The organism is Escherichia sp. E10V5, assembly GCF_004212315.1.
Taxonomy (GTDB): Bacteria; Pseudomonadota; Gammaproteobacteria; order Enterobacterales; family Enterobacteriaceae; genus Escherichia.
Genome location: NZ_RHJM01000015.1, coordinates 160904 through 185821, shown reverse-complemented (window position 1 = coordinate 185821; position 24918 = coordinate 160904). Strand labels below are relative to the sequence as shown.

General features: G+C 58.5%; 6 protein-coding genes. All 6 read left to right on the top strand.

What is annotated here, in order from left to right:
* Entirely contained in the window at positions 1 to 1293 is a 1293-nt protein-coding gene (locus D9738_RS12345; protein WP_130206329.1) for an APC family permease, read from the top strand.
* A gap of 342 nt (positions 1294 to 1635) precedes the next feature.
* Positions 1636 to 2991: a TolC family outer membrane protein gene (locus tag D9738_RS12340; RefSeq protein WP_130215513.1), complete on the top strand. Its 1356-nt coding sequence runs from the start codon at positions 1636 to 1638 to the stop codon at positions 2989 to 2991.
* A 108-nt stretch (positions 2992 to 3099) separates the two neighbouring features.
* Positions 3100 to 21174 carry an Ig-like domain-containing protein gene (locus D9738_RS12335; protein ID WP_130260284.1) on the top strand — a complete coding sequence of 6025 codons (18075 nt, stop codon included), beginning with the start codon at positions 3100 to 3102 and terminating at the stop codon, positions 21172 to 21174.
* 3 nt (positions 21175 to 21177) lie between these two features.
* Positions 21178 to 23340: a type I secretion system permease/ATPase gene (locus D9738_RS12330; protein WP_130260283.1), complete on the top strand. Its 2163-nt coding sequence runs from the start codon at positions 21178 to 21180 to the stop codon at positions 23338 to 23340.
* Positions 23337 to 24512, top strand: a complete 1176-nt coding sequence (locus tag D9738_RS12325) for an HlyD family type I secretion periplasmic adaptor subunit (protein ID WP_130206337.1) — start codon at positions 23337 to 23339, stop codon at positions 24510 to 24512. Before D9738_RS12330 ends, D9738_RS12325 begins: the two co-directional genes overlap by 4 nt.
* Positions 24509 to 24916, top strand: coding sequence for a Cu(I)-responsive transcriptional regulator (cueR, locus tag D9738_RS12320; protein ID WP_001026744.1), 408 nt, complete (start codon positions 24509 to 24511; stop codon positions 24914 to 24916). Before D9738_RS12325 ends, cueR begins: the two co-directional genes overlap by 4 nt.
* Positions 24917 to 24918 lie beyond the last annotated feature (2 nt).

Genomic DNA, 24918 nt, shown 5'->3' with positions numbered 1-24918 from the left:
ATGATGAACGCGGAAGGTGATAACGGTAACAAACCCCTCGGGCTATGGAACGTCGTTTCCATTGGCATCGGGGCAATGGTGGGGGCAGGGATCTTTGCCCTGCTGGGGCAGGCGGCGTTGTTAATGGAAGCCTCAACCTGGGTCGCCTTTGCCTTTGGCGGCATAGTGGCGATGTTTTCCGGTTATGCCTATGCGCGACTTGGGGCGAGTTATCCCAGTAATGGCGGGATTATTGACTTCTTTCGCCGGGGATTAGGGAACGGCGTCTTTTCACTGGCATTATCCTTGCTTTACCTGATGACGCTGGCGGTGAGTATTGCTATGGTTGCCCGCGCATTTGGTGCTTATGCCGTGCAGTTTCTGCATGAAGGCAGCCAGGATGAGCATCTTATTTTGCTGTACGCGCTGGCTATCATTGCGCTGATGACTCTCTTCAACTCTTTAAGCAACCACGCGGTAGGTCGACTGGAAGTTATCCTCGTTGGCATCAAAATGATGATCCTGTTGTTGTTGATCATTGCGGGTGTCTGGTCGCTACAACCTGCGCACATTTCTGTCTCCGCGCCCCCCACTTCCGGCGCGTTCTTCTCTTGTATCGGGATTACCTTCCTTGCCTACGCGGGCTTTGGCATGATGGCGAACGCAGCGGATAAAGTGAAAGATCCGGCGGTCATTATGCCACGGGCGTTTCTGGTGGCGATTGGCGTTACTACGCTGCTTTACATCGCACTAGCGCTGGTACTGCTTAGCGATGTTTCGGCATTAGAGTTAGAAAAATATGCCGATACCGCGGTAGCGCAGGCCGCTTCTCCGCTGCTCGGGCATGTGGGGTATGTGATTGTGGTGATCGGCGCTTTACTGGCGACGGCTTCAGCCATTAACGCTAACCTGTTCGCGGTATTTAATATCATGGACAACATGGGCAGCGAGCATGAACTGCCGAAGCTAATGAATAAATCCCTGTGGCGGCAGAGCACATGGGGCAACATCATCGTGGTGGTGTTGATCATGCTGATGACGGCGGCGTTGAATTTAGGCTCGCTCGCCAGCGTCGCCAGTGCCACTTTTTTGGTCTGTTACCTGGCGGTGTTTATGGTCGCTATCCGCCTGCGTCATGATATCCACGCCTCGTTGCCAATCCTCATCGTTGGCACGCTGGTTATGTTGTTGGTGATCATCGGTTTTATTTACAGCCTGTGGTCCCAGGGCAGCAGTGCGCTGATGTGGATTATAGGCGCACTATTACTAAGCCTTATTGTGGCAATGGTAATGAAACGGAATAAAACGGTATAAACCTTCTTGTGCGCAGTGCTTTCTGCACTGCGCTTTTATTTTTTATCCTTAATTTAATCCCTTGCTTATGCTTTTAATAAATAATTCACACCAAAAAGATATATAGACGATAAAACTGTGATTTCTATCACTTCTTATCGTGGATTATTCTTAACGAGGATGATGGTAAACTAAAAGTCGTAGTGTATTCTTAATAAATAACGTATAAGCTTTTTCACTGCATTTCTTTTAATGGGGGAAGTAAAAACAAAAGAGATGCACAAGTTATTACCCTTCTTAAATAAAATGATGCTGGTTATAAAGATCAGTTAAAATAATGACCTGGAAGGAAGTGACTTATCTATGGCGCGATTACAATTAAAAAACCGTAAAAATAAAGGTCTGATATTTTTAATCAGTTTTATTGTGATGGGTGGAGACGCGCTTGCTGCGCCATTACCGCAATGGGCCAATGCTCCTGCGGTTACGCCGGTTGCCAGTTTATCGTTACAGGAAAGCATATTGCGTGCCTTTGCGCGAAACCCCGACGTCACCCAACAGGCGGCGCAGATAGGTATTGGTGAAGCGCAAATCGATGAAGCCAAAAGCGCCTGGTATCCGCACATCGGTTTAACGGGTAATGCGGGGCCTTCCCGGCAAACGGACTCCAGCGGCAGGCTGGATAACAACGTTTCTTATGGCATAACCCTGACGCAGCTGGTGTATGACTTTGGTAAAACCAGTAACGATATCAAACTGCAAACTGCTGCTCGTGACAGCTACCGCTTTAAATTGATGGCAACCTTAACCGACGTAGCCGAAAAGACGGCGACGACCTATATGGAAGTCAGTCGTTATCAGGCTTTGTGCGACGCAGCGCAACGTAACATTCACTCTCTGGAAAACGTCTACAACATGGCCGCACTACGCGCCAACGCCGGGCTTAATTCATCATCCGATGAGTTACAGGCGCAAACGCGTATAGCGGGAATGCGCTCGACGCTGGAACAATATCAGGCACAGATGACAAGCGCCAAAGCACAGCTGGCGGTGCTCACAGGCGTACAGCCGGAGGCGATAGCTTCGCCGCCAGCCGCATTAGCCGAACAGCCAGTGTCGCTAAAAAATATCGACTATCAGTCCATCCCGCTGGTACTGGCGGCAGAAAACTTACGCCAGTCTGCCCAGTACGGCGTGGAGAAAACCAAATCGCAATACTGGCCTACGCTCAGTATTCAGGGCGGCAAAACGCGCTACCAGACCAGCGACCGCTCGTATTGGGATGATCAGTTACAACTGAACGTCAACGCGCCGCTGTATCAGGGCGGCGCGGTTTCAGCCCAGGTGCAACAGGCCGAAGGGCAACAAAAAATCTCTGCTTCGCAGGTTGAGCAGGCAAAACTGGACGTGCTTCAACGAGCGTCGGTGGCGTATGCCAACTGGACTGGCGCACGGGGTCGTGAAGAGGCTGGGTTAGCGCAATCTGAAAGTGCGCACAAAACGAGAGATGTGTACCAAAATGAATATAAATTGGGTAAACGCAGCCTGAATGATCTATTAACCGTCGAGCAAGATGTCTTTCAGGCGCAATCGGCTGAAATAAATGCCAATTATGATGGCTGGGTCGCCGCAGTGAATTATGCCGCTGCGGTTAATAACCTTATTCCATTAGCGGGAATTAAACAGGGCTTATACAACGACTTACCCGACTTGAAATAATCCTGCCATTATTAATATCAGGTATGCATCGTTGTTGAGTGATTACCTTTGTCTTATTTAGATAAATGGACTCGCTAAGGATGTGCGCCATTTATCAGGAATGCCATTATGAGCCTGATTATTGATGTTATTTCGCGAAAAACATCCGTCAAACAAACGCTGATCAATCCTGGCGACGTTACGGTTGTCATTTATGAGCCCTCTGTGGTGCAGGTTCATGCTCAGGCATCTGCCGTTGCGCGTTATGTTCGTGACGGAAATGACTTGTTGATCTATATGCAGGACGGCACGGTGATCCGCTGCAACGGTTATTTCCTGCAAGCGGCAAATACCAGCGAACAATCCGAACTGGTGTTTGCCGATGGTCAACAGCTGACTCATGTCACCTTTGCCGATACCGCGGCAGGTGGATTAGCGCCTGTGGAGCTGACCGCTCAGACCACCGCAATTGAAAGCATTGCGCCATACCTTGATATCGTCGGCCAGACGACGGCTTTCCCGTGGGGATGGCTGGCGGGGGCGGCGGTAGGTGGCGGCGCGCTTGGCGCTTTACTGGCAAGCGGTGGCGATGATGGCTCAAAAACTGAAGTGGTTAACAACCCACCGCCAGCCGAGCCCGGCAACGCCACGCCATCGTTTTTGGTAACCGATAATCAGGGCGATCAACGCGGTATTCTTTCCGCCAACGATACCACCGATGACACTACGCCAACCTTTAGCGGCAGCGGGCAGGCGGGGGCGACCATCCAGATTAAAGACAGCAATGGTGACACCATCGCCAGTACTCAGGTCGGTAGCGATGGACGCTGGAGCGTCGATTTGCCCACGCAAAGCGCGGGCGAACATACCTGGTCAGTGGTGCAAATCGTCGGTAGCACCATTACCAACGCCGGGTCGATAACGTTAACCATCGACAATAGTCAGGCCGCCATACAGCTCGCCACTACCGCAGGCGACAACATTATTAACGCCAGCGAACAGGCCGCTGGATTTACGCTTTCTGGCACCAGTAGCCATCTGGCACAGGGAACAGAACTCACCGTTACGCTAAACGGCAAGACCTACACCACCACCGTTGGGGCTAACGGTGTCTGGAGCGTACAAGTACCGACCGCCGATGCACAGGCGTTAGGCGAAGGGAATCAGGCGGTGCTGGTCAGTGGGAAAGATGCCACGGGCAATACGGTCACTGGCGCGCAACTGTTAACGGTCGATACCCAACCGCCGACACTTGCTATCAACACCATCGCCCAGGACAACATTGTCAGTGCCGCGGAACATAACGCCGCGCTGGTGTTAAGCGGTACATCGAATGCGGAAGCGGGGCAAACCGTAACCCTGAACCTGAACGGCGTCACCCACACAGCAACCGTCGGTAGCGACGGAACCTGGCAAGTGACGCTGCCTGCCGCAGAAGTGCAGGCGCTGGCCGATGGCAACTACGCCGTAAATGCCAGCGTCAGCGACCGGGCAGGAAATACCACCAGTAACAATGCGAATTTCACGGTAGACACCACTGCGCCAGTGGTCAGCGTTAACACCATCGCTGGCGACGATATTCTTAACACCGCTGAACAGATTGTGGCGCAGATTATTTCCGGTCAGGTCAGTGGGGCTTCTCCGGGGGATATCGTCACCGTGAAGTTAGGTGCCACTGTTCTGACAGGCGTAGTGCTGGCGGACGGCACATGGAATGTGGCGCTGGATCCGGCGGTAACCCGTACTCTGGCGCGTGGCCCTAACGACATCATCGTCACGGTGACCGATGCCGCTGGAAATACCGGTACAGCGACCCATAACATCACGCTGGCAGGCGTCGCGCCGCAGGTGGCAATAGATACCATCAGCGGTGATAACGTACTGAATGCGCTGGAATCTCAGCAGCCGCTAACGTTAAGTGGCACCAGCAATTTACCTGACGGCGGCACGGTTAACGTGACGCTGAATAATGTCACGTATAGCGCTCAGGTCAGCGGCGGCGTCTGGTCGCTGAATGTTCCGGTGAGCGATGTCCTGAATCTGGCAAACACCAATTACACCGTTACCGCCAGCGCCACCGATGTGACCGGCAACACCGGCACCGCGCAGAGCAATTTGCTGGTCGATACGGTGCTGCCGCAGGTGATCATCAACACCTTTGCAGGCGACAACATTGTTAACAACGCCGAAGCAGCGGCAGATCAAACCCTCAGTGGGCGCGTCGTGGGTGCGGTGCAGGGCGATACCGTCACTATTGAACTGGGCGGTCATACCTACACGGCGACGGTGGGCAGCAACCTTACCTGGAGCGTGAACGTACCGACGGCGGATTTACAGGCGCTGGGCGATGGGGCGTTAACGATAAATGCTTCTGTGACGAACGGGCATGGCAACACTGGTAATGGTGAGCGTGATATCACCATCAGCGCCACGCTGCCGGGACTGCGTATCAATACTGTCTCCGGCGATGACGTTATTAACGCTCTCGAACAGCAGCAGGATTTGGTCATTTCTGGCAGCAGTAGCCATTTACCTGCGGGCACTACCGTGACGGTAACACTCGGCAACGAAAGCTATCAGGGCGTGACCGACAGCAACGGCAACTGGCAGGTGGGTGTTCCAGCTGCGGACTTGCAGGCGCTCACTGCGGGCACGGTTATTGTTACCGCCAGTGCGGAAGATCCGGCAGGTAACCCGGTTTCTATCAACCATAATGTGCTGGTTGATGCGGGTAGCGTGGCGATTGTTATCAATACCGTCTCCGGCGATGACATTATCAATGCCGCAGAAAAAGGTGCGCCGCTGACGCTGACCGGCACCACTCAAGGAGTAGAGGCCGGGCAAACGGTAGTCGTGAAATTTGCCGGGCAAACCCTGACGACCACTGTTCAGAATGACGGTTCCTGGAGCCTGACCGTTCCCGCCAGCGCGGTAAGCAGCCTGCCCGATGGCGCAGCGGAAATCACCGCGACCGTCACTAATATCAGCGGTAACACTGGCGACACCTCCCGCACCATTACCGTCGACAGTCAGGCGCCAGCCTTAAGTATCGATTCGCTGACCGCCGATAACATCATCAACGCCGCCGAAAGTGGTCAGGATCTGCAAATCACTGGCACCACTGACGCCCAGCCGGGGCAGACGGTGACCGTCACGCTGAATGGGCAGACGTATCAGGGCGTCGTGCAGGCAGACGGCACCTGGAGTGTGACCGTACCTGCCGCCAACGTTGGCGCACTGGCTGACGGCAACGCCACGGTCACCGCCAGCGTGAACGATGTCGCAGGTAATCCGACCAGCGTCTCACGTGTGGCGCTGGTGGATGCCACGCCGCCCGTGGTGACCATTAATCCGGTGGCGAGCGATAACGTCATCAACACGCCGGAACACACCCAGGCGCAAATCATCAGCGGCACGGTCGCTGGCGCGCAGGCTGGCGATATCGTCACTGTGACGTTGAATAATGTGAATTACACCACCGTGGTGGATGCTTCCGGCAACTGGAGTCTGGGCGTTCCGGCCTCGGTGGTCAGTGGGCTGGCGGACGGCAGTTATCCTGTCAACGTTTCAGTGACTGACCGCGCCGGAAACACGGGCAGCCAGTCACTGACCGTCACGGTCGATACCGCCGCGCCAGTAATTGGTATTAACACCATTGCTGGCGATGATGTGATAAACGCCAGCGAAAAAGGGGCCGATGTCCAGATTACCGGTACCAGCGATCAGCCAGCCAATACCGCCATCACCGTGACGCTGAACGGGCAAAATTACACCACCACGACCGACGCCTCCGGCAACTGGAGCGTCACGGTTCCGGCATCGGCGGTCACCGCACTGGGCCAGGCCAACTACACGGTGACGGCAGCGGTGACCAGCAGTATCGGCAACAGCGCCACCGCCAGCCATAACGTGCTGGTCGACAGCGCGCTGCCCGGTGTGACCATTAACCCGGTGGCAACCGACGATGTTATTAACGCCGCCGAAGCGGGCGTTGCGCAAACCATCAGCGGGCAGGTTACCGGAGCCGCCGTTGGCGACACGGTAACGATTACGCTGGGCGGCAATACTTACACCACCACCGTCCAGCCGGGATTAAGCTGGAGCGTGAGCGTTCCGGCGGCAGATATTCAGGCGCTGGGTAATGGCGATTTAACGGTGAGCGCCTCGGTCACCAATCAAAACGGCAACACCGGCAGCGGCACGCGGGATATCACCATCGACGCTAATCTGCCCGGTCTGCGGGTCGATACGGTGGCGGGCGATGATGTGGTCAATATCATCGAACACGGGCAGGCGCTGGTTGTCACCGGCAGCAGCTCGGGGCTGGCAGAAGGCACGCCGCTTACCGTTACGATTAATAATGTGGACTACACCACTGCGGTGCAGGCCGATGGTAGCTGGAGCGTGGGCGTCACGGCGGCGCAGGTTAGCGCCTGGCCTGCGGGGACGGTTAATATTGCCGTTTCCGGGGAAAGTAGCGCCGGAAATCCGATAAGCATTACGCATCCGGTAACGGTGGATCTCACTCCGGCGGCTATCACCATCAACACTATCGCCACGGACGATGTGATTAACGCCGCAGAAAAAGGCGCTGATTTAACGCTTTCCGGCACCACCACGAATGTAGAAGCCGGGCAAACGGTCACCGTGACCTTTGGCGGTAAAAACTACACCGCTACCGTGGCGAGCGATGGTAGCTGGACCGCCACCGTTCCCGCCGCCGATCTGGCGTCATTAACCGATGGCAGCGCCTCCGCGCAGGCCAGCGTCAGCAATATCAATGGCAATAGCGCCTCGGCGGTGCATAACTACAGCGTCGACAGCAGCGCGCCGACCATCATTATCAATACCGTTGCCAGCGACAATATCGTTAACGCCAGCGAAGCTGACGCGGGCGTGACGGTGAGCGGCACCACCACTGCCGAGGCAGGGCAGATCGTTACGATAACGCTCAATAGCCCGACCGTGCAGACGTATCAGGCAACGGTACAGGCCGACGGCAGCTGGAGTATTAATATTCCGGCGGCAGATCTTGAGGCATTGACGGATGGCAGCCACACCCTGACGGCGACGGTCAATGACAAAGCGGGCAACCCGGCGAGCACCACGCATAATCTGGCGGTGGATCTCACCGTTCCGGTACTCACCATCAACACCATTGCGGGCGACGATATTATTAACGCCACCGAGCACGGGCAGGCGCTGGTGATTTCCGGTTCCAGCACAGGCGGAGAAGCGGGAGATGTCGTCAGCGTCACGCTAAACAATAAAACTTACACCACCACCCTGGATGCCTCCGGCAACTGGAGCGTCGGCGTTCCGGCAGCGGACGTCACGGCGCTGGGCAGCGGCCCGCAAACTGTTACCGCCACGGTGACTGATGCGGCGGGTAATAGCGATAACGAGACGCACACGGTTACCGTTAACCTTACTGCGCCGACCATTGGCATCAACACCATCGCCACCGATGACGTGATTAACGCCACCGAAAAAGGCGCGGACCTGCAAATTTCCGGCACCAGCAATCAGCCCGCAGGCACCACAATTACGCTGACGCTTAACGGGCAAAATTACTCCGCCACGACGGACGCCGCAGGCAACTGGAGCACCACGGTGCCAGCCTCCGCCGTCGGTGCGCTGGGCGAAGCCAGTTACACGGTGACGGCGAACGTCACCGACAGCGCAGGCAACAGCAATTCCGCCAGCCATAACGTGCAGGTCAATACCGCGTTGCCGGGTGTCACCATTAATCCGGTAGCGACTGACGATATTATTAACGCCGCCGAATCGGGCGTGGCGCAGACCATCAGCGGTCAGGTGACGGGCGCGGCGGCGGGCGATACGGTTACCGTGACGCTAGGCGGGAAAACCTACACCGCTACCGTGCAGGGGAATTTAAGCTGGAGCGTGGACGTTCCGGCAGCGGATATTCAGGCCATCGGTAATGGCGACCTCACGGTTAACGCCTCGGTGACCAACGGCGTTGGCAATACCGGCAGCGGTTCGCGCGATATAACTATCGATGCCAACCTGCCAGGTCTGCGCGTTGATACCGTGGCGGGCGATGATGTGGTCAATAGCATCGAGCATGGTCAGGCGCTGGTGATTACAGGTAGCAGCAGCGGGCTGGCGACGGGCGCGGCGCTGACGGTGGTGATAAACACGGTCACTTACGCTGCGACAGTATTAGCCGATGGCACGTGGAGCGTTGGTGTTCCGGCGGCAGATGTGGGCAACTGGCCTGCGGGGACGGTGAATATCATGGTTTCAGGTGCTACTAGCGCAGGAAACCCGGTCACCATCACCCATCCGGTCACCGTCGATCTGGCGGCGGTGGCTATTTCCATTCACACCGTTTCCGGCGACGATGTGATTAACGCCGCCGAAAAAGGGGCCGATTTAACCCTTTCCGGCAGCACTTCCGGCGTGGAAGCGGGGCAAACCGTCACCGTCACCTTTGGCGGTAAAACCTACACCGCCACCGTAGCGGGCGATGGTAGCTGGACAACCAGCGTGCCTGCCGCCGATCTCGCCGCATTACGCGACGGCGACGCCACGGTACAGGCCAGCGTCAGCACTATTAACGGCAACACGGCTTCGGCAACCCACGCTTACAGCGTCGATGCCTCAGCCCCGACGCTTGCCATTAACACCATCGCCACCGACGATATTCTTAACGCCGCCGAGGCGGGCAATCCGCTAACCATCAGCGGCAGCAGTACCGCCGAAGCGGGGCAGACGGTAACCGTCACGCTTAATGGCGTGACTTACAGCGGCACCGTCCAGGCGGACGGCAGCTGGAGCGTCAGCGTGCCGACGGCAGATCTCGGCAATCTGACCGCCAACCAGTACACGGTCAGCGCCTCGGTGAACGACAAAGCGGGTAACCCGGCGACTGCGACTCACGGTCTGGCGGTAGATCTCAGCGTTCCAGTGCTGACCATCAACACCGTCTCCGGCGATGACATTATTAACGCCGCCGAACACGGGCAGGCGCTGGTGATCTCCGGTTCCAGCACTGGCGGCGAAGCGGGCGATGTCATCACCGTCACGTTAAACAGTAAAACCTACACCACCACGCTGGACGCTTCCGGCAACTGGAGCGTCGGCGTTCCGCTGTCAGATGTCACTGCGCTGGGCAGCGGCCCGCAAACCATCACTGCCACCATTACCGATGTAGCAGGTAATAGCGATGACGCCAGCCGCACGGTCACTGTGAATCTCACCTCGCCAACCATTGGCATCAACACTATCGCCAGCGATGACGTCATTAACGCCACGGAAAAAGGCGCGGATCTGCAAATCACCGGCACCAGTAATCAGCCCGCAGGCACCACCATTACGGTGACGCTGAACGGGCAAAATTACACCACTACTGCCGATGCCTCAGGTAACTGGAGCGTGACCGTTCCGGCATCCGCCGTGAGCGCGCTCGGTGAAGCTACTTACACGGTAACCGCCTCCGCTACTGACGTTGATGGCAACAGCGGTTCCGCCAGCCATAACGTGCAGGTCAATACTGCGCTGCCGGGCGTCACCATTAACGTTGTGGCGAGCGACGATATTATTAACGCTGCCGAAGCGGGCGCGGGCCAGACCATCAGCGGTCAGGTCACAGGCGCGGCGGCGGGCGACACGGTAACCGTCACGCTCGGCGGGGCGACTTACACCGCCACGGTGCAGGCGAATTTAAGCTGGAGCGTCAATGTTCCGGCAGCCGCTTTACAGGCGCTGGGAAACGGCGAACTGACCATTTCGGCTTCGGTAACGAACAGCGTAGGCAACACCGGTAGCGGCACGCGCGAAATCACCATCGACGCGAATCTGCCCGGTCTGCGGATTGGTACCGTGGCTGGCGATGATGTGGTCAATATCATCGAGCACGGGCAGGCGCTGGTGATTACCGGCAGCAGTTCCGGTCTTGCGACGGGCAGTAACGTCACGCTGACCATTAACGGGCAAACCTATGTTGCGGCGGTGCTGGCGGATGGCACCTGGAGCGTCGGCGTTCCGGCGGTGGATGTCAGCGCCTGGCCTGCGGGGACGGTCACAATTACGGCGAGCGGCAACACCACCGCCGGAAACCCGGTCAGCGTCACGCATCCGGTGACTGTTGATCTCACAGCGGTGGCGGTCAGCATCAACGCCATTACCGCCGATGATGTGATTAACGCCGCTGAAAAAGGCGCGGCGTTAACGCTCTCCGGCAGCACCTCTGGCGTGGAAACCGGGCAAACGGTTACCGTCACCTTTGGTGGCAAAACCTACACGGCAAGTGTCGCGGCGAATGGTTCCTGGAGTACCACTGTTCCGGCGGCGGATATGGCAGCCCTGCGTGATGGCGATGCCAGCGCACAGGCCAGCGTCAGCAATGTTAACGGCAACAGCGCCACCACGACCCACGCTTACAGCGTCGATGCCAGCGCGCCAACGGTGACCATCAACACTATCGCGAGCGACGATATTCTTAACGCTACCGAAGCGGGTACGGCGCTGACCATCAACGGCAGCAGCACGGCGGAAGCGGGGCAGACGGTGACCGTCACGCTCAATGGCGCAAACTATACCGGCACTGTACAGACGGACGGCAGCTGGAGCGTCAGCGTGCCGCCCGCAGCCTTAAGTGCGCTGACCGCCAGCAACTACACCGTCAGCGCGGCGGTGAGCGACAAGGCCGGAAACCCGGCCTCGGTTAATCACAACCTGACGGTGGATACTTCCGTTCCGGTCGTCACCATCAACACGGTGGCGGGCGATGATGTGATCAACGCGACGGAACACGCCCAGGCGCAGATTATCAGCGGCTCCGCTACTGGCGCGGCAACCGGTAGTACCGTGACGGTGACTATCGGCACAAACACCTTTACCACCGTGCTGGATGCCAGCGGTAACTGGAGCGTCGGCGTTCCGGCAAGCGTCGTCTCGGCGCTGGCGAACGGCACGGTGACCATTAACGCCAGCGTCACCGACGCCGCCGGAAACAGCGGCAGCACCACGCATCAGGTGACGGTCAATACTGGCCTGCCGTCAATTACCTTTAACGCCATCAGCGGCGATAACGTCCTGAACGCCGATGAAAAAGGCCAGCCGTTGGCCATTAGCGGTAGCAGTACGGGGCTGGCGACAGGCGCACAGGTTACCGTCACGCTCAACGGTCATAACTACAGCGCCACCACCGACGCAGCAGGCAACTGGACCTTAACCGTGCCGGTGAGCGATCTGGCGGCTTTAGGCCAGGCAAACTATACCGTCAGCGCCAGCGCCACCAGTCCGGCAGGCAACACCGCCAGTAGCCAGGCGAATTTACTGGTCGACAGCGGCCTGCCGGGCGTCACCATCAATACTGTGGCGGGTGACGATATTATCAACGCCGCCGAAGCGGGCGCCGATCAAACCATCAGCGGGGTGGTCACTCGTGCCGCCGCTGGCGATACGGTCACCGTGACGCTGGGCGGCAACACTTACACCACCACGGTACAGGGCAACTTAAGCTGGAGTATCAGCGTTCCTGCAGCCGATCTCCAGGCGCTGGGCAATGGTGATTTGACCATTACCGCCTCGGTCACCAACGCGAATGGCAATACGGGTAGCGGCACGCGGGATATCACCATTGACGCCAACCTGCCGGGGCTGCGCGTGGATACGGTAGCGGGCGATGATATCGTCAACAGTATCGAACACGGGCAGGCGCTGGTAATCACTGGTGGCAGTAGCGGCCTGAATGCAGGCGCAGCGCTGACGGTCACCATCAACGGTGTGGCCTATGCCGCCACGGTACAGGCGGATGGGAGCTGGAGTGTCGGCATTCCGGCGGCAAACGTCAGCGCCTGGCCTGCGGGGCCGTTAACCGTTGACGTGGCAGGACAGAGCAGCGCCGGAAACCCGGTCAGCGTCAGCCATCCGTTCACCGTCGATTTAACGACGGTGGCGATCAGCATCAATACGGTTGCCAGCGATGACGTGATTAACGCCGCCGAAAAAGGCACCAATCTGACCCTTTCTGGTAGCACCAGCGGGATTGAAAGCGGGCAAACCGTTACCGTCACCTTTGGCGGCAAAACCTACACCGCAAGCGTCGCCGCTAACGGGAGCTGGAGTGTAACGGTTCCGGCGGCGGATCTGGCAACTCTGCCAGACGGCGCGGCGAACGTGCAGGCCAGCGTCAGCAGCGCGAGCGGCAACAGTGCCTCGGCGACCCATGCGTATAGCGTTGACGCCAGCGTGCCGACGCTCACCATTAATACCATCGCCAGCGACGATATTCTTAACGCCACGGAGGCCGGAAGCCCGCTCACCATCAGCGGCACCAGCACCGCCGAAACCGGCCAGACGGTCACCGTCACCCTTAATGGCGCAACCTACAGCGGTAATGTACAGGCGGACGGTAGCTGGAGCATCAGCGTTCCCACCTCAGCCTTAGGTGCGCTGACCGCAAGCAATTACACCGTCAGCGCCACAGTCAATGACAAAGCGGGTAACCCCGGCAGCGCCAGCCATAATCTGGCGATAGACACCACCGCGCCCGTTCTCACCATTAACACCGTGGCGGGCGATGACATCATCAACGACGCCGAACACGGGCAGGCGCTGGTGATTTCCGGCACCAGCACGGGCGGGGAAGCGGGCGATGTGGTGAGCGTCGTGCTCAACGGCAAAACCTACACCACCACCCTGGATGCCTCCGGCAACTGGAGCGTCGGCGTCCCGGCGGCGGATGTTACGGCACTCGGTAGCGGTGCGCAGACGATCACCGCCAGCGTCAGCGATCGGGCGGGCAACAGCGACGACGCCAGCCGCACCGTTACCGTCAGCCTCACCGCGCCAGTGATTAGCATCAACACCATCGCGGGTGATGACGTGATCAACGCCACTGAAAAAGGATTGAATCTGGCGCTTTCCGGCACCAGCGATCAACCTGCGGGCACGGCGATCACCGTGACGCTGAACGGACAAAACTACAGCACTACCACCGACGCTTCCGGCAACTGGAGCGTTACCGTACCCGCCTCGGCAGTCAGTGCGCTGGGCGAAGCTACCTATAGCGTGACGGCGAGCGTCACCAACGCCCAGGGCAACAGCAGCACCGCCAGCCATAACGTGCAGGTCAATACCGCGCTGCCGGGTGTGACCATTAATCCGGTGGCGACGGACGATATTATCAATGCCGCCGAAGCAGGCAGCGCACAAACCATCAGCGGTCAGGTAACCGGTGCGGCGGCGGGCAGCACCGTCACCGTTGAACTGGGCGGTAAAACTTACACCGCCACCGTCCAGCCAGATTTAAGCTGGAACGTGAGCGTACCAGCCGCCGACTGGCAGGCGCTGGGCAACGGAGAGTTAACCGTCAACGCCTCGGTGACCAACGCCGTTGGCAACACCGGCAGCGGCACGCGCGATATCGCCATCGATGCCAGTCTGCCAGGTCTGCGAGTCGATACCGTTGCAGGCGATGATGTGGTCAATATCATCGAGCACGGTCAGGCGCAGGTGATTACTGGCAGCAGTTCAGGTTTTGCCGCAGGTACGGCGTTGACGGTGGTGATTAATAACCAAACTTACGCCGCCACGGTGCTGGCGAACGGCACCTGGAGCGTCGGCGTTCCGGCGGCGGATGTCAGCAACTGGCCTGCGGGAACGCTGAACATTAGCGTGAGCGGCGCGAACAGTGCCGGAACGCAAACCAGCATTACCCATCCGGTCACGGTTGATCTCACTACCGTCGCCATCAGCATGAACAGCATCACCAGCGATGATGTGATTAACGCCGCCGAAAAAGGCGCGGCGCTAACGCTCTCCGGCAGCACGTCCGGCGTCGAAGCGGGGCAAACCGTTACCGTCACCTTTGGTGGCAAAACCTACACCACCACGGTGGCAGCAAACGGTAGCTGGAGCACCACCGTTCCGGCTGCGGATATGGCGACGTTGCGTGACGGTGATGCCAGCGCTCAGGTGCGGGTGACCAACGTTAATGGCAACAGCGCCACGGCAACACATGAATACAGCGTCGATAGCGCCGCGCCGATCGTCACCATCAACACGATAGCCAGCGATAACATCATCAACGCCAGCGAAGCCGCGGCGGGCGTAACGGTGTCTGGCACCAGTACGGCGGAAACGGGGCAGACGCTGACCGTCACGCTTAACGGCAGTAACTACCAGACCACGGTGCAGGCGGACGGTAGCTGGAGCTTAACGCTGCCTGCCAGCGCCTTAACCACGCTTGCTAATAACGGCTACACCCTGACCGCCACGGTCAGCGATCTGGCGGGTAACCCCGGCAGCGCCAGCAAAGGCGTGACCGTCGATACCACCGCGCCCGTCATCAGCTTTAACACCGTGGCGGGCGATGATGTGATTAACAACGTCGAACATACTCAGGCGCAGATTATCAGCGGCACCGCCACGGGCGCGGTCGCGGGCGACCGCCTGGTGGTGACCATCGCCGGGCAGCAGTACGTTACCAGCACCGATGCCAGCGGCAACTGGAGCGTTGGCGTGCCAGCCAGTGTGATTTCCGGCCTTGCGGACGGCACGGTGACCATCAGCGCCACCATCACCGATAGCGCAGGCAACAGCAGCACGCAGACGCACAACGTGCAGGTGAACACGGCGGTGGTGTCGCTCTCGGTCAGCACCATCAGCGGCGATAACCTTATTAACGCCGCCGAAGCAGGCAATGTGCTGACCCTTAGCGGCACTGGCACTAATTTTGCGACAGGCACGGTGGTGACCGTGTTGCTTAACGGCAAAGGCTACAGCGCCACTATTCAAAGCAACGGGAGCTGGAGCGTGAATGTGCCAGCGGCAGACGTTGCGGCGCTGGCGGATGGTACCAGCTACACGGTCAGCGCTTCCGCTCAGGACAGCGCCGGAAACAGCGCCACGGCCTCGCGCAGCGTAGCGGTGGATCTCACCGCACCGATTATCAGCATTAACACCGTTTCGACGGACGACCGACTTAACGCCGCAGAACAACAGCAGCCGTTAACCCTTAACGGCTCGACCAGCGCGGAAGTGGGGCAGACGGTCACCGTCACCTTTGGCGGCAAAACCTACACCGCCACGGTTGCTGCCAATGGCACCTGGGCGCTGAACGTGCCTGCGGCGGATCTGGCAGCGCTCGGGCAGGGCGCGCAGACCATTACCGCCAGCGTGAACGATCGCGCGGGCAACCCCGGACAGGCCACGCACGCTCTGACCGTTGACACCGTTGCGCCAACGGTGACCATCGCCACCGTGGCGGGTGACGATATTATCAACAACGCCGAGCAGCTTGCCGGGCAGACCATCAGCGGCACCACCACCGCCGAAGTGGGTCAGACGGTGACCGTCACCTTTAACGGTCAGAGCTGGACCGCCACGGTCGGCAGCGGCGGAAGCTGGTCGGTCTTTATTCCGGCGCAGCAGTTTACCGGATTAAGCGACGGCAGCTACACCATTAGCGCGACGGTCAGCGATCAGGCGGGAAACCCCGGTAGCGCCAGCCGTGGCGTGACGTTGAACGGCGATGTGCCTACCGTCACCATCAACACTTTTGCGGGCGACGATGTAGTGAACGCGGCGGAACATGGCTCGTCGCTGGTGATCAGCGGCACCACCACCGCCCCAGTTGGGCAGACGCTGACCCTGACCTTAAACGGCAAAACCTACACCACCACCGTGCAGACGGGCGGTAGCTGGAGCTACACGCTCGGCAGCGCCGATGTCACTGCGCTGGCGGACGGCAACGCCTACGTGATTAACGCCTCGGTGAGCAACGCCATTGGCAACACCGGCATCAGTAATCACACTATTACCGTCGATCTCAGCGCCCCGGCGATGGGCATTAATATTGATTCCCTGCAAGCAGACACCGGGCTTAGCGCCAGCGACTTTATCACCAGCGTCAGTCCGGTGGTGGTCAACGGCTCGCTCACCGCCGCGCTTGCCAGTAACGAGACGGCGCAAATCAGTATCGACGGCGGCGCAACCTGGACCACGCTTACCGTCACTGGCACGACCTGGCGCTATAACGACAGCCGCACGCTGACCGATGGCAACTATCTCTATCAGGTGCGGGTGATTGACGCAGCGGGCAACGTTGGCGCGACCGACAGCCAGAACGTGGTGATCGACACCATCGCGCCAGATCCAGCGGTGAAAACCATCGCCATCAGCGCGATCACTACCGATACCGGCTTGATCACTAACGATTTTGTCACCAGCGACACGACGCTTGCGGTAAGCGGCACGCTGGGGGCGACGCTGGCTGCCGGTGAGTTCGCGCAAATCAGCATCGACGGCGGCACCACCTGGCAGAATCTGTCGGTAAGCGGATTAACCTGGACGTACCTTGACGGACGCACGCTGGCTGACGGTAACTACAACTATCAGGTGCGGGTGATCGACACCGCCGGAAATATCGGTGCGACCGCCAGCCAGATTGTCACCGTTGACACCACCGCGCCGCTGGCGAGCAAAACCATCGCCATTGCGGGCATCAGCGATGACACCGGGTTAAGCAGCAGCGATTTTGTTACCCGCGATACCACGCTGACCGTGCGCGGGACGCTCGGTGCGGCGCTGGCCGCTGATGAACGGGCGCAAATCAGCCTCGACGGCGGTGTCACCTGGACAACCTTAACCGTTATCGGCACCAGCTGGAGCTATGCCGATGGTCGCACACTGACCGACGGCACCTGGAACTACACGGTGCGGGTGGTGGATCTGGCGGGGAATGTTGGGCAGACCGCAACGCAAAACGTGGTGGTCGACACCACCAGCCCGGAAGCGGCGAAAAGCATCACCATTACCGGCATCAGCGATGACACCGGAGCCAGCAGCAGCGATTTTATTACCAGCGATACCTCGCTTACCGTGCGCGGCGTACTGGGCGCGGCGCTCGGCACTAATGAATTCGCGCAAATCAGCACCGACAACGGTGCAACCTGGGTGAACGTAACGCTGGCGGCAGACGGCTTGAACTGGAGTTACGTTGACGGACGCACGCTAACGAATGGCACGACGACCTGGCAGGTACGAGTGGTCGATCTGGCGGGCAACGTTGGCGCAACCGGCAGCCAGTCGGCGCAGATTGACACCGTTAACCCGGCGCAGGTGTTGACCATCGCCAGCATTAGCACCGACACGGGGAGTTCGTCCACCGACTTTATCACCAGTGATACCACGCTCACGTTGACCGGTTCGCTGGGGGCGGGGCTTGCCAGCGGCGAAGTGGCGCAGATTAGCCTTGATGGCGGTGCGACCTGGACCACGCTCACTACCAACGGCACGCAGTGGACTTACACCGACAGCCGCACGCTGACCGATGGCAGCTACGTTTATCAGGTTCGGGTGCTGGATCTGGCGGGGAACACCGGCCCGGTGGTGTCTAAAACGGTGGTGGTCGATACGATTAACCCCACCGCCACGCCGACCATTGTGTCGTATACCGATGATGTCGGGCAGCGGCAGGGGACGTTAAGCAGTTCGCAGGCCACCGACGATACCACGCCACTGCTGAACGGCGTGCTCTCCGGCCCGCTGGCCAGCGGTGAAGTGGTTTACCTCTACCGCAACGGCCTGCTGTTAGGCGCGGTGACGATGGTAGGTGCGCTGAACTGGACCTACAGCGACAGCGGTCTGGTCAGCGGCGCCTATACCTACAGCGCGCGGGTAGTGGATCTGGCAGGGAATATCACCTCCTCCAGTGATTTTATCCTGACGGTCGATACTTCTATTCCGACCACGCTGGCGCAAATCACCAGCCAGACCACGCGCGATACCACGCCGATTATCAGCGGGGTGATCACTGCCGCGCTCGCCAGCGGGCAGTATGTCGAAGTGGTCATCAATGGCAAAACCTACACCTCGCAGCCGGGCGGTGCGGTGGTAGTCGATCCGGCGCATAACACCTGGTATGTGCAGTTACCGGATACCGATGTGCTGGCGGCGTCCGCGACCGCCTATAACGTCACCGCGCAGGTAAAAAGCTCGGCGGGCAACGGCAACACCGCCAACGTCAGCAACGGCACGGTGACGGTCAACGCGGCGATTGATTACACGCCCGCCTGGACAACTGCCAATAAAACGACCGCCTGGGGGCTGACCTACGGCCTCGACAACCACGGGATGTGGACGGTGCTGGCTAACCAGCAAATTATGCAATCAACCGATCCGCTCACCTGGTCGAAGACCGCACTGACGCTGGTGCAAAGCGGCAACAACTACGCCACCAGTTCAATTGCCGATTATGACCGTAACGGCACGGGCGATCTGTTTATCACCCGTGATGACTACGGCACGGGCTATATCAACGGTTTTACCAACAACGGCGACGGCACCTTTTCCAGCGCGATTCAGGTGAACGTCGGCACGCTGACGTGGTATGGCTCGATTGTGGCGTTTGATAAAGAGGGCGACGGCTATCTCGATTTCTGGATTGGCGACGCAGGCGGGCCGGACTCCAACACCTTCCTGTGGAATAACGCAGGCACCTTGGTAGGCAACTCCACCACCGCCAACAACGGAGGGAGCGCCACGGTCGGCGGGGTGGTGAACGGCTATCTTTCCCTTAACGAAGGTTCCGGCGTCGATCTCAACAATGACGGCAGGGTAGACCTGGTTCAGCACACCTTCAACCTGAATAACTACTACACCCTTTCATCGCTCATCAGCCAGGGCAACGGCACGTTTGTCTGGGGGCAGAACACCATCAACACCTTCCTCAGCGTTGCAGGCAGCGGTGGTAACTCGACGTCTGTGTCCATGACCTGGGCAGATTTCGATGGTGACGGCGATATGGACCTCTTCCTGCCCGCCAGCCAGGGAAGAGCTAACTACGGCTCTCTGTTATTCAATACCAACGGCGTGTTGGGGAATCCGGTGGCGGTGGGGGCAACGGGTACAACCTATGCCAGCCAGTTCAGCGTGGCAGTGGACTGGGATCATGACGGGTTAATGGATATCGCGCGTATTGCTCAGACCGGGCAGTCGTACCTCTATACTAACGTCAGTAATGCCAGTAACTGGACACAATCTACCCTCGGCGGCAGCCAGAGCGGCATCACCAGCGGCGTGGCGGCAATGGATTACGACTGGGACGGCGCGGTGGATGTGCTGGTGACCAAACAGTCGGGCAGCGTGTTCCTGATCCGCAATACTAACACGGTGAGCTACGGCACCTCGCTGCACCTGCGTATCACCGATCCCAACGGCATTAACGTCTATTACGGTAATACCGTAAAACTCTACAACTCGGCGGGAGTGCTGGTCGCTACGCAAATCATCAACCCGCAGTCGGGGATGGGCGTCAACGACACCTCGGCGCTGGTCAATTTCTACGGGCTGAATGCCGGAGAAACCTACAACGCGGTGCTGATCAAATCCACCGGCACCACTGCCAGCAATATCGACCAGACGGTGAATACCAGTTGGGGCGGTTTACATGCCACTGATGCTACCCACGCTTACGATCTCAGCGCCGAAGCAGGCACGGCGAGCAACAACGGTAAGTTCGTTGGTACCGGCTATAACGACACCTTCTTCGCTACTGCTGGCACCGACACCTACGACGGTTCCGGCGGCTGGGTGTACAGCTCCGGCACCGGAACCTGGCTGGCGAACGGCGGGATGGACGTGGTCGATTTCCGCCTCTCCACAGTGGGGATCACCGCCAACTTAAGCACCACCACTGCCCAGGCGACCGGCTTTAACACCTCGACATTTACCAATATCGAAGGCATTTCCGGCTCCAACTTTAACGACACCCTGACGGGCAGCAGCGGCGATAACCAACTGGAAGGGCGCGGCGGTAACGACACCATCAACATCGGCAACGGGGGCCATGACACCTTGCTCTATAAACTGCTCAACGCCAGCGACGCCACTGGCGGCAATGGCTCGGACGTGGTGAATGGCTTTACGGTAGGGACATGGGAAGGCACCGCCGACACCGATCGCATTGATATCCGCGAGCTGTTACAGGGCAGCGGCTATACCGGCAACGGCAAAGCCAGCTACGTCAACGGCGTGGCAACGCTGGATGCGCAGGCCGGAAACATCAGTGATTTTGTCAAAGTCACCCAGAGCGGCAGCGACACCATCGTGCAGATCGACCGCGACGGCACGGGCGGCACTTTTGCGGCAACTAACGTGGTCACGCTGACGGGCGTGCATACCGACCTCGCCACTTTGCTGGCGAATCATCAGTTGATGGTGGTGTAGATAATGAAAAAAAATGCCCAGTCCGTGGAAGCCTGGCTGGAGGCGATGATCGCCGTGGCGCGCTATTATCGCCTTGATTTTTCACAGGAGAACGTGCGCGCGACCGTCAACTGGGAGCGCGACAGCAAACGGGAAGAGTTGCTCACCGATATGGCGCGGCAATTGGGAATGGGGCTGCGATTGGTGGAGTTTTCTGCCGATTCGCTTAACCCGTGGCGGCTGCCGCTGATTGCGGTTTTTGATAATCAGCAGATTGGCGTAATCACCCGCCGCGACAATCACGACAATATCAGCGTTCAGTTCAGCGGTGACGAAGGGCTGGAAACCACGCTGAACGTCGCGGATATTGAAGATAAAATCGTCGAACTGGCGCTACTGCGCCCGCTTAGCGCCATCCCTGATGCGCGGGTGGATGACTACATTCGCCCGTATCAGGCGAACTGGTTCTGGAGTCTGTCGCTGAAAGACTGGCGGCGCTACGGCGATATTATGCTGGCCTCACTGGTGGCGAACGTGCTGGCGCTGGCGGCGATGATTTTCTCGATGCAGGTTTACGACCGCGTCGTTCCGGCGCAATCGTACCCGACGCTGTGGGTGCTGTTCGCCGGGGTGATGATGGCGATTCTGTTTGAGTTCTGTATGCGCATGGTGCGCACGCACCTCTCAGATATGATTGGCAAGCGGGCGGATCTGCGCATTTCGGATCGCGTTTTTGGTCACGCATTACGGCTGAAAAACAACGTGCGATCGAAATCCACCGGATCGTTTATCTCGCAGATCCGCGAACTGGAATCGGTGCGGGAGCTGATCACTTCCACCACCATTGGCGCGGTGGCGGATCTGCCGTTCTTCCTGCTGTTTGTCTTTATTCTGTGGATGATCGGCGGCTGGCTGGTGCTGGTGGTTTTGCTGGCGCTGCCATTACTGGTGATCCCCGGTCTGCTGATTCAACGCCCGCTGGCGCGGCTGGCGAACGAAGGGATGCGCGAGTCAGCGGTACGCAACGCTACGCTGGTGGAAGCGGTGCAGTCGATTGAAGACATTAAACTGCTGCGCGCCGAGCAGCGTTTTCAGAATCAGTGGAACCACACCAACGACGTGGCCTCGTCCATCAGCATGAGGCAACGTTTTCTCACCGGGCTGCTGCTTACCTGGACGCAGGAAGTGCAGTCCATCGTCTACGTGGTGGTACTGCTGGTGGGCTGCTTTATGGTGATGAACGGTGACATGACCACCGGCGCGCTGGTCGGGACGACGATCCTGGCTTCGCGCACTATTGCGCCGCTGTCGCAGATATCCGGCGTGCTCTCGCGCTGGCAGCAGGCGAAAGTGGCGCGTAACGGGCTTGATGAACTGATGAAGCGCCCGGTGGATCAGCCGGAACACGGCAAACTGGTGCATAAAGCGGTGCTGCACGGCAATTATCAGTTCAGCAACGCGGTGTTTTATTACGACGAAGAAGAGAAAATTGCCGATGTGGCGATTGGCAAACTCAACATTCAGGCCGGAGAGAAAATCGCCATTCTTGGCCGCAACGGCGCGGGTAAATCGACGCTACTGCAAATGCTCGCCGGAATGCGTATCGCCCAGCAGGGGCAGGTGCTGCTGGATAACATCAGTATTGGGCAGCTTGATCCGGCGGATCTGCGCCGCGACATGGGGCTGCTCAGCCAGACCGGACGACTGTTCTTCGGCTCGCTGCGGGAAAACCTCACCATGGGGATGCCGGAAGCCAGCGATGAAGATATCGAACGCGCGTTAACCCTCAGCGGGGCGCTGCCGTTTGTGCAGAAGCAGAAAAACGGCCTCAACTACATGATTCAGGAAGGGGGATTTGGCCTCTCTGGTGGTCAGCGGCAAACGCTGTTGCTGGCGCGGCTCCTCATCTCTCAACCGAATATCGTCCTGCTCGACGAACCCAGCGCTTCGCTGGACGAAATGGCGGAAGCGCACTTAATCGAACAACTGAAACAGTGGATTGGTCATCGCACGCTGGTCATCGCCACTCACCGCACGGCAATGCTGCAACTGGTGGACAGGATAATCGTGATGGATCAGGGGCGGATTGTGATGGATGGTGCGAAAGAGGCCATTTTGCGTGAACAGGGCGAACCCACGGCGCGACGGGTGGTGTTGCAGGAGAAGAATAAGGGGTCTGCCGCATGAACGGACAACTGCAATATAACCGTGGCCTGACTGAACCCCGCCTGCCGCGCTCGGCACTGGCGGTACGTGTGACCGTCGTCATGCTGCTCTGTTTTCTCGGCTGGGCGTGGTATTTCCAGCTTGATGAAGTCACTACCGGTAGCGGCACCGTAGAACCTTCCGGGCGTGAACAGGTGGTGCAGTCGCTGGAAGGCGGGATTTTGTATCATCTCGACGTGAAAGTGGGCGATATTGTTGAGCAAGGCCAGCCGCTGGCGCAGCTTAACCGCACCAAAACCGAATCCGACGTGCAGGAAGCAATGTCGCGGCTGTACGCGGCGCTTGCGACCTCGGCGCGGCTGCGGGCAGAAGTGAGCAATAAACCGCTGGTGTTCCCCGACGAACTGAATAAATTCCCCGAGCTTATCGAGTCGGAAACGGCGTTGTACAACACTCGCCGCGACGGGCTGAACAAAGCCACCACCGGGCTGACACAAGGAATTAGCCTGGTCAATCGCGAACTGGCGATGACCCAGCCGCTGGTGAAACAGGGGGCGGCGAGCAGCGTCGAAGTGCTGCGTTTGCAACGCCAGGCCAATGAACTGGAAAACAAACTCAGCGACGTGCGCACGCAATATTACGTTCAGGCACGGGAAGAGTTAGCAAAAGCCAACGAAGAGGTCGAAACCCAGCGTTCGGTGATCCGCGGGCGGGAAGACTCTCTCACCAGGCTGGACTTTACCGCGCCGGTGCGTGGCATTGTCAAAGACATTGACGTCACTACGGTTGGCGGCGTCATCGCCCCAGGTGGTAAACTCATGACCATCGTGCCGCTGGATGAGCAACTGCTGATTGAGGCGAAAATCTCCCCGCGCGATGTGGCGTTTATCCATCCGGGGCAAAAATCACTGGTGAAAATAACCGCTTACGATTACTCCATCTATGGCGGCTTACCAGGAGAAGTTGCGGTGATTTCACCGGACACCATTCAGGATGAAGTACGGCGCGATGTTTATTACTATCGAGTGTACATTCGCACCTTCAGCAACCATCTGGAAAATAAACATAAACAGCAGTTTCCGATATTCCCCGGTATGGTGGCGACGGTCGATATCCGCACGGGTAAAAAAAGCGTGCTGGATTATCTGTTGAAACCCTTTAACAAAGCACAGGAGGCGTTGCGCGAACGATGAACATTAGCGATGTGGCAAAAATTACCGGCCTGACCAGCAAAGCCATTCGCTTCTATGAAGAGAAGGGACTGGTGACACCGCCGATGCGCAGCGAAAACGGTTATCGTACCTATACGCAGCAGCATCTCAACGAACTGACCTTACTGCGTCAGGCACGCCAGGTGGGCTTTAACCTGGAAGAGAGCGGCGAACTGGTGAATCTGTTTAACGACCCGCAGCGTCATAGCGCCGATGTAAAACGGCGCACGCTGGAGAAAGTCGCGGAGATCGAGCGACATATTGAAGAGCTGCAAGCCATGCGCGACCAGCTACTGGCATTGGCGAATGCCTGCCCCGGCGATGACAGCGCCGACTGCCCGATTATCGAAAATCTCTCCGGCTGCTGTCATCATCGGGCGGGGTGAAA

Coding starts and splice junctions, on each gene's coding strand:
- D9738_RS12345 (WP_130206329.1), top strand. CDS start 1: ATGATGAACGCGGAAGGTGATAACGGTAACAAACCCCTCGGGCTATGG.
- D9738_RS12330 (WP_130260283.1), top strand. CDS start 21,178: ATGAAAAAAAATGCCCAGTCCGTGGAAGCCTGGCTGGAGGCGATGATC.
- cueR (WP_001026744.1), top strand. CDS start 24,509: ATGAACATTAGCGATGTGGCAAAAATTACCGGCCTGACCAGCAAAGCC.
- D9738_RS12340 (WP_130215513.1), top strand. CDS start 1,636: ATGGCGCGATTACAATTAAAAAACCGTAAAAATAAAGGTCTGATATTT.
- D9738_RS12325 (WP_130206337.1), top strand. CDS start 23,337: ATGAACGGACAACTGCAATATAACCGTGGCCTGACTGAACCCCGCCTG.
- D9738_RS12335 (WP_130260284.1), top strand. CDS start 3,100: ATGAGCCTGATTATTGATGTTATTTCGCGAAAAACATCCGTCAAACAA.